This is a genomic window from Siccirubricoccus deserti, from assembly GCF_014283215.1.
Classification (GTDB): Bacteria; Pseudomonadota; Alphaproteobacteria; order Acetobacterales; family Acetobacteraceae; genus Siccirubricoccus; species Siccirubricoccus deserti.
Genome location: NZ_JACOMF010000125.1, coordinates 1 through 5857, shown reverse-complemented (window position 1 = coordinate 5857; position 5857 = coordinate 1). Strand labels below are relative to the sequence as shown.

The window sequence follows — 5857 nt, the reverse complement described above, 5'->3', positions numbered from 1 at the left end:
AATACCCCCCTCGGGGCGGTCGCATCCACCGGGCAGTGGTGCCGGAGGCACCATGCCCTTTAACAACGCCGCCGAGCGCGCCCTGCGTGGCATCGCCCTTGGGCGGAAGTCATGGCTGTTCGCCGGCAGTGATCGCGGCGTTGACCGGGCCGCGGCCATGTACTCGCTCATCATCACCGCCAAACTGAATGGCGTCGATCCGCGCGCTTGGCTCGCCAACGTTCTGGCCCGTATCGCCGACCACCCCGCCTCCCGCCTGCACGAGCTGCTCCCTTGGAACTGGCGCAAAGCCTGCGAGGACGCCGCTCCTGCCGAGGCGGCCTGATCATGGCCGCGCCAAGCTACGTATTCACCATCGCCCGCGCCGCCGAGATGCTCGGCGAGGATGAAGAATGGTTGGAGGAGCTCGCTGACCAGCTCGAACCCGAGGACGGCTGCCTCTGGATCTACGACACTGAAGACCGCGCCACGCTTGGCTTTACCGCACGCGGCATCGAGAGCCTCAAGGAACTCAGCCTCGACCAAAAGCAGTGAGCGTCGCCAGCACCCCGGCCCGTATCAACCGCGGCCCTGGCCGGATGGGTACGAAAGCTCTTCATCATGCCGCCGAGCGAATCACCGCCCGCCTCACGTGTCGAGCCGCTTCAGCCGTTACCGGGACAGGCTCCTAGCTTGGTTCTGCGTGCTTGCTGAACTCCTCACTCACAGCGGCCAGTGCCTTCAGAGTGAAAGCGAAGCCGCTGTAAGGTCCGATCTGGACTACGGCCTCTACCACCTCGACCCTGCTCGCCCCGACATTCAACGCCGAGAGCGCGAACTTGCGCAGCAGCGGCTCGTGGTCTAGCGCGGCAAAAGCCGCGACGGCGCAGAGCGCACGGAGCCGGCGCTCAAGGCCCGGCCGGTCCCAGATCTCGCCATAGCAATACTGCACGATCAGCGGATAGACCGAGCTGGTGACCGGGTTGGCCGGCGAGGCATGGCCGGCATCCTTGCGCTCGGCATGCAGCGCCGCCTGCACCGTCTTGCCCTGCGCCGTAAGCACTTCCAGCGGATCCAGCCGCTCCATGTCCGGCAGGGTGATGCCGCGCTCGGCAAAGGCCTCCAGGGCCAACTCGAGCGCGGTTTCGGAGGCGGTAAAGCCGCGGTAGATGCCGTCCTGGATCAAGACCTCGACAATCGCACGCGGTTCCAAGCCGATATTCAGCGCCGCCGCCATGTGGCGCCGTAGCTGCTGCCAGTTCTGCACCGCCACCTCAGCGGGTTCGAGTTCTTCCCGCATGGGCGAGTGGTGCGAGACGCGTGGAGTGACCTCCCGCAAGTACCGCCTCGGCGCGCGGGGCTAGCAGCCCACGCCCTCCTGGAGATGGGCCAGCCGCTCCTCCAGCACCTTGCGGACGGGCACGGACCGCTCCCTCGCATCCTTAATGAGGTCGGCCACGAAGCGCTCCAGGACGCTGGCGAGCGCGCCGCCCTCAGGCTTGGCGCGGGTGGCCAAGTTGCGAACGGCCTCCGCGTACAGGGCCCGCGCTTGCCACCCCAAACCGGTCGGCGGCAGCGCGCCGTGACATGCCGCCCTCGACCGCGGCAATCAGCCGGGAGCGAAGGTCTTCGGACAGGGTTTTCGCCATGCAAACTGGCCTCCCGCGTCCAGCAGGCATGGTGAAGCAGATTGCGAGGCCGGGGGGAATCCTCAGCGACTCTGAATGCTCGGATTTTGCTCTAGAACAGCACCAGAGCGGACGGCGACAGCGCGGGCCGCGGCCCCAACGGGTGCGGCGGCGGCACGGGGCACTGGGGCGAGATCGCATAGACCCAGACCGGCTCCCGAATGCGTGCCAGCCAGCGGAATAGCGTTGAGCACGGCACTGCGCTGCCGGGATAAATGTGCTGAATCGAGTTGCAAATCGAGGTTCGAGGTGACGCCAGGCCTGCCGGCCTCCGCCTCCGCCACGGCACGCGCCAGCTTGGCGACAGGCGGCACACATGCCTCCGGATCCATGCCGAAGACCTCGGGTTCGGATTGCCCGAATTTCCCGCCATTATCCCATCTCCACGGTATTCTGCGGCTTTGAGGCGCTGTTCCGCGCGTCGTGGGACGCCCCGCGGAGGTGTCCCGCGACCCTGTCCTGACGGAATTTGAGCCGGGTTGGGCGGCAGCAACGAGGGGCCCGCCGGCGGCGATCTGCGCCTCGTACACCGCCTTAAGCTGCGCATTGGGCAATGACATGGGCTTGGCCTCCATGATGGGAGTTGGCTCCGGGCCGCCGCAGCCGGCCATCTCGGCGGCGAAGGCAGTGGCCGCCGCGCTGACCTGTGCCACCTCCTCCGGCGTGCGGTTCCGCGGCCTGGATGCCGGCAAGGCCGGCACTGGGGTCGGAGCGGGCGGGGCAGCGGCAGCGGAGATGATGGCGAGGAGGCGCCGCCGCTCGATCTCGATGGGGACGAGGCGGCGGCGCAGCGCCGGGTTCAGCTTGGCGAAAGCCGGCCACCAGGTGAGCTCACGCGCCACCTCCCACCGCCTACGGCGGTGCCGTAGCCACGGGTTACGGCGGCTACGGCGGCTACGTCGGAGTAGAAGGCAGTGGTGCGGCCGCCAGCGAACGACGCCATCGCGTGGCGTGGACCCTCAGCGGACCCGGTTGCGGATTCCGATGATGTTGGCCGCCTGTTCCGGAGCGATGTCGGCCACTGATTCCAGGCTCTCCCGCACCTTGTGTGGTTCGTTTCCGATCATGCAGCCATGAGGACGCGCGGGCGGAGGAGGTGAAAGCCAGCGCGGCCGTACATGGAGCGCTTGATCGCCTTCAGCCGAGTGATCTGGCCCTCTGCGGGGCTGGTGCTCCAGGCGTGGCGATGGCGGCAACTACGGCCTTCCTATCACGCTCGAGGCCGCGGACGAAGCCGTTGAGCAGGGATCCATGAGTGGTCTCCATCCACGCTGCCAGGGCAGCATCGGCGTCATCGAGGTCAGGGCGACGCTCGCGAAGGAGATCCGCAAAGGCGACGGCCAGTTCTCCAGCGCGGACCAGATCCGGCGCGATGCTCGCAAGATGCCCAACAAAGGCCCGTTCTTTCGCGTCGACCCGGTTCGTCGCTGGCCGCCTTGCCATGGTAGGATTGCGGTGAGCCCGACGACAAGCAGCACCTGCTCCGTCTGCGCCGGCAACTGCGGGCGCATATTGCGCTTAGACACTGCGGCCAGCGGCGGAAACTACCGGTGCCGCCTCGGGCTGCGCCGGTGCTTCGTCGGTAAGACGCCCTCGTCGCCGGCTGAGTCGCCCTTCATAGTCATCGGTCCGCCGCGCAGCTGGCGGTCACCGCCTCTTTATCCGGCGTGTAAGCGCAGGCCGAGGGGCTCGACCGCAATCTCCGCGACCGGCACGCGCGAGGAGCCGGGTGGATCACCCCGGCCTGGTCTGCGCTGACGGCGAGACGTGCGGGCGGCCGCACATTGCAGCCCTTCGACGCCGCATCACGCGGCGGCGGGTTGATTTCGTCAGGATGACAGGCTGCCGCACCAAACGCCTCGTTCGGTCAGGGCGCGACGCCGCGCCGGCGCAGCTCGCGCCCTAGAAACATCTCGAGCGCAGCCTCTACAGCGGCCCGCTTCGTGAGCCCGCCCTCCCGGGAGAGCCAGTCGAGCTGGGCCATGAGGCGGCTGTCGATCCGCACGCCGAGCTGCTGCTCGTGCGTTGGCGCCTTGGCGTGCCAGGGCATGCCCCGCCGCAGTTGGGCCTCAGGCACCGCCGCCGTACCGTTGCCCTCAGCGAAAGTCCTCGCTGCGCCGTCGCCGAAGTCCCCTGGCAGGGCGAGCTCAATCAGCGCGCGCACGGCTGCCGCGCGGGGCGGCGGGTTGGGTTGCCGCCCGCGCCAAGCGTCGATAGCGACCTGGAGCTCATTCGGCAGGCGGATCTCAAATCGGTTAAGGGGATGGGTCAAGCGCTGCTCCTCTGGAGTGGGGGAATGATGATGGCGCCGTGGGCGCCGTAGCGGCGGACGACGGCGGCGACGGGGCCGCCGGGAATGCAGGATGTGACAGGCCGGGCACGACGCCAGTCGGTGGACCGCGTCTCTGGTTGCACCGCTGAGCCATGGACCAATCGCCATCGCATCCGATTGCGCGGCGGTGGCCGTAGGAGCGGCGCCACCGCCCCCGAGCCTGCGCGCGCCTCAGTGCAGCCGCGGGCCCAGCCCTGGAGTTTCGCGTCGGCGCTAAGGGAGGGCTACGCCACCATACACCGTGACGGACCTGTTCGGTCATGGCGCCGCCGCCCGCGATGCCAGCACACGCGCCGCATCGGGCGAGGGCAGCTCCAGATGCGCCGCTACTTGCGCCCAGCTCATCCCCGCTGCTCGGAGCGCTGCCGCCGCCGTCGCCCGTGCAGCCGCAGCGGACTCATAAGCACTGCGCTCCTGCACGCCGGCCCTCTGGCGGTGCGTGCGCTGCCGCTCGGCGGCGTGCTTACGGGCGACGTCGCGGTCCACCAGAACACGCAGTCCCGCCGCGCACATCTCCGCCGGGGTGACCCGGAGTGCTTCGACGATCGTAGCCGCCCGGAGCCTGTAGCGCGGGTCGACGGCGCGGCCATTCCACTCGACTGTGCGGCCGGCGACTGCGGCCTCGGCGCGGCGGAACACCGCGCCCATCCGGGAGTCCGCCTCGCCCGCGGGCCAGCCGCCCACCTCCTGCGCCAGCGCACGGAACTCCCGCCGCAGCACGAAGGGCGGCGCGATCCAGCTCATTGCCACGCACGCTACGAATAACCAGCTGTCACGCTGCCCCGAAGGCAGCGTCCCAGCCCAGCGGTGCGCCAGCAGGCGCTGCAGGTCGGCGAGCACAGCCTCCCAGTAAGTCGCAGCCGTCAGGCGGCGGGCCGGCATGGAGCCGCGCCCCGCCGCGCTGCCTGCCGCACGGCGGGCGCGAAGCGAAATCAGCTCGGTCCGCTGGAGCGGCAGCACTTCCCGCGCCAGGTCATCGAAGTCCCAGCGCCACGGGGGCGACCCTGATCCGGCAACGTAGATTGGCCGGACGATCGCTTGAGCACGCGTGTTCTCGGTACCAGCAAGGCGGAATACGCGCGCGGCGTCGAGGGCGCGGGGATCTGCTCCGAATTGATCCAGCGCGTCCGCGAGGTGCCGCTGGATGGCGGACCACCGAGGCAGCGCCGCCCGGGGGACGAAGTCGTGCAGCCAGACCGTGAGTAGCCCGCGGCCCGTGGACATGACGAAGCTCGGCGCCGGCAGCTCCTCGTCGTCAATGGCACGAAGCACAGCGTCTGCCACCCACCCCGGGTGGCTGCCGGCCCACTTTGGCGTGCGATGGTAATCGAGGTCCACGTATGCGGCGCCGAGCTCGGCCACCCGCAAGATGCGGCGCCAGCCGAGAAAACTCTGCATCGAGAGATACGTGTCCGGCCGCCCCGCCATATTCTCCACGTGGGCAGGCAGTTCCGAAACCGGCACGGCCACCTCTTGCCAGTGCGAGCCGCCCTGCGCGACCGCGGCGACGCCGCGCCGGCCAGGAGGGTGCAGGAGAGCAGCGTGGCCTGCCGGCAGTGCCAAATTTACTGCCGTGGAGGGTTGCATCGGCGCCATGGCCGGTTCCGCCGTTGGCCGTTCAGGCCCGCCTAAACTCGGCCTTTCGTCGATGCGAGGCGTGCCGCCCGGCGCGCCGCTTTGGCCTCGAACGGGCGGGCACGAGTCGCTTCGAGTGCAGCGCGCAGCTCCGAGGGTCGTGTCCCATCGCATGGTGTAGTAGCGATGGTCCTCGGCGGGTTGGGCCGCCGGGTCAGGTTGTCACGGCGGACAGGCTGACTGAGGGATTGTCGCTGACGGTGCCGATGGTTTCCAGCGTCAT

Annotated in this window: 6 protein-coding genes and 1 pseudogene; 2 read left to right on the top strand and 5 right to left on the bottom strand. The window is 69.1% G+C overall.

All coding sequences use genetic code 11. The features are described 5' to 3' along the window. Positions 1-61 precede the first annotated feature (61 nt). Both H7965_RS28360 and H7965_RS28355 read left to right on the top strand, forming a co-directional pair. Positions 62-325 (top strand): annotated as a pseudogene (locus H7965_RS28360) (transposase domain-containing protein); the annotation flags it as partial. A gap of 2 nt (positions 326-327) precedes the next feature. Then, entirely contained in the window at positions 328-534 is a 207-nt protein-coding gene (locus H7965_RS28355) for a hypothetical protein (RefSeq protein ID WP_186773878.1), read from the top strand. Positions 535-667: 133 nt separating this feature from the next. Here the strand turns inward: H7965_RS28355 and H7965_RS28350 are convergent, their stop codons facing one another. The 5 genes from H7965_RS28350 to H7965_RS28330 form a co-directional block, all read right to left on the bottom strand. After that, positions 668-1279, bottom strand: a complete 612-nt coding sequence (locus H7965_RS28350) for a carboxymuconolactone decarboxylase family protein (RefSeq protein ID WP_186773877.1) — start codon at positions 1277-1279, stop codon at positions 668-670. A gap of 60 nt (positions 1280-1339) precedes the next feature. Then, positions 1340-1540 (bottom strand): BREX system ATP-binding domain-containing protein, encoded by a 201-nt coding sequence (locus tag H7965_RS31490; RefSeq protein ID WP_390624640.1) that lies wholly within the window; start codon positions 1538-1540, stop codon positions 1340-1342. 150 nt (positions 1541-1690) lie between these two features. Beyond that, positions 1691-2509 carry a hypothetical protein gene (locus H7965_RS28340; RefSeq protein WP_186773875.1) on the bottom strand — a complete coding sequence of 273 codons (819 nt, stop codon included), beginning with the start codon at positions 2507-2509 and terminating at the stop codon, positions 1691-1693. A 1025-nt stretch (positions 2510-3534) separates the two neighbouring features. After that, the gene (locus H7965_RS28335) at positions 3535-3939 is read right to left on the bottom strand and encodes a hypothetical protein (protein WP_186773874.1); all 405 of its coding nucleotides are present in this window, start codon (positions 3937-3939) and stop codon (positions 3535-3537) included. Positions 3940-4257: 318 nt separating this feature from the next. Next, positions 4258-5595, bottom strand: coding sequence for a hypothetical protein (locus H7965_RS28330; protein ID WP_186773873.1), 1338 nt, complete (start codon positions 5593-5595; stop codon positions 4258-4260). Between the last annotated feature and the right edge of the window lie 262 nt (positions 5596-5857).

What these genes read in the sequence shown, in the direction of transcription:
- H7965_RS28355 (WP_186773878.1), top strand. Translation starts at nt 328, where the DNA reads ATGGCCGCGCCAAGCTACGTATTCACCATCGCCCGCGCCGCCGAGATG.
- H7965_RS28330 (WP_186773873.1), bottom strand. Translation starts at nt 5,595, where the DNA reads ATGGCGCCGATGCAACCCTCCACGGCAGTAAATTTGGCACTGCCGGCA.
- H7965_RS28350 (WP_186773877.1), bottom strand. Translation starts at nt 1,279, where the DNA reads ATGCGGGAAGAACTCGAACCCGCTGAGGTGGCGGTGCAGAACTGGCAG.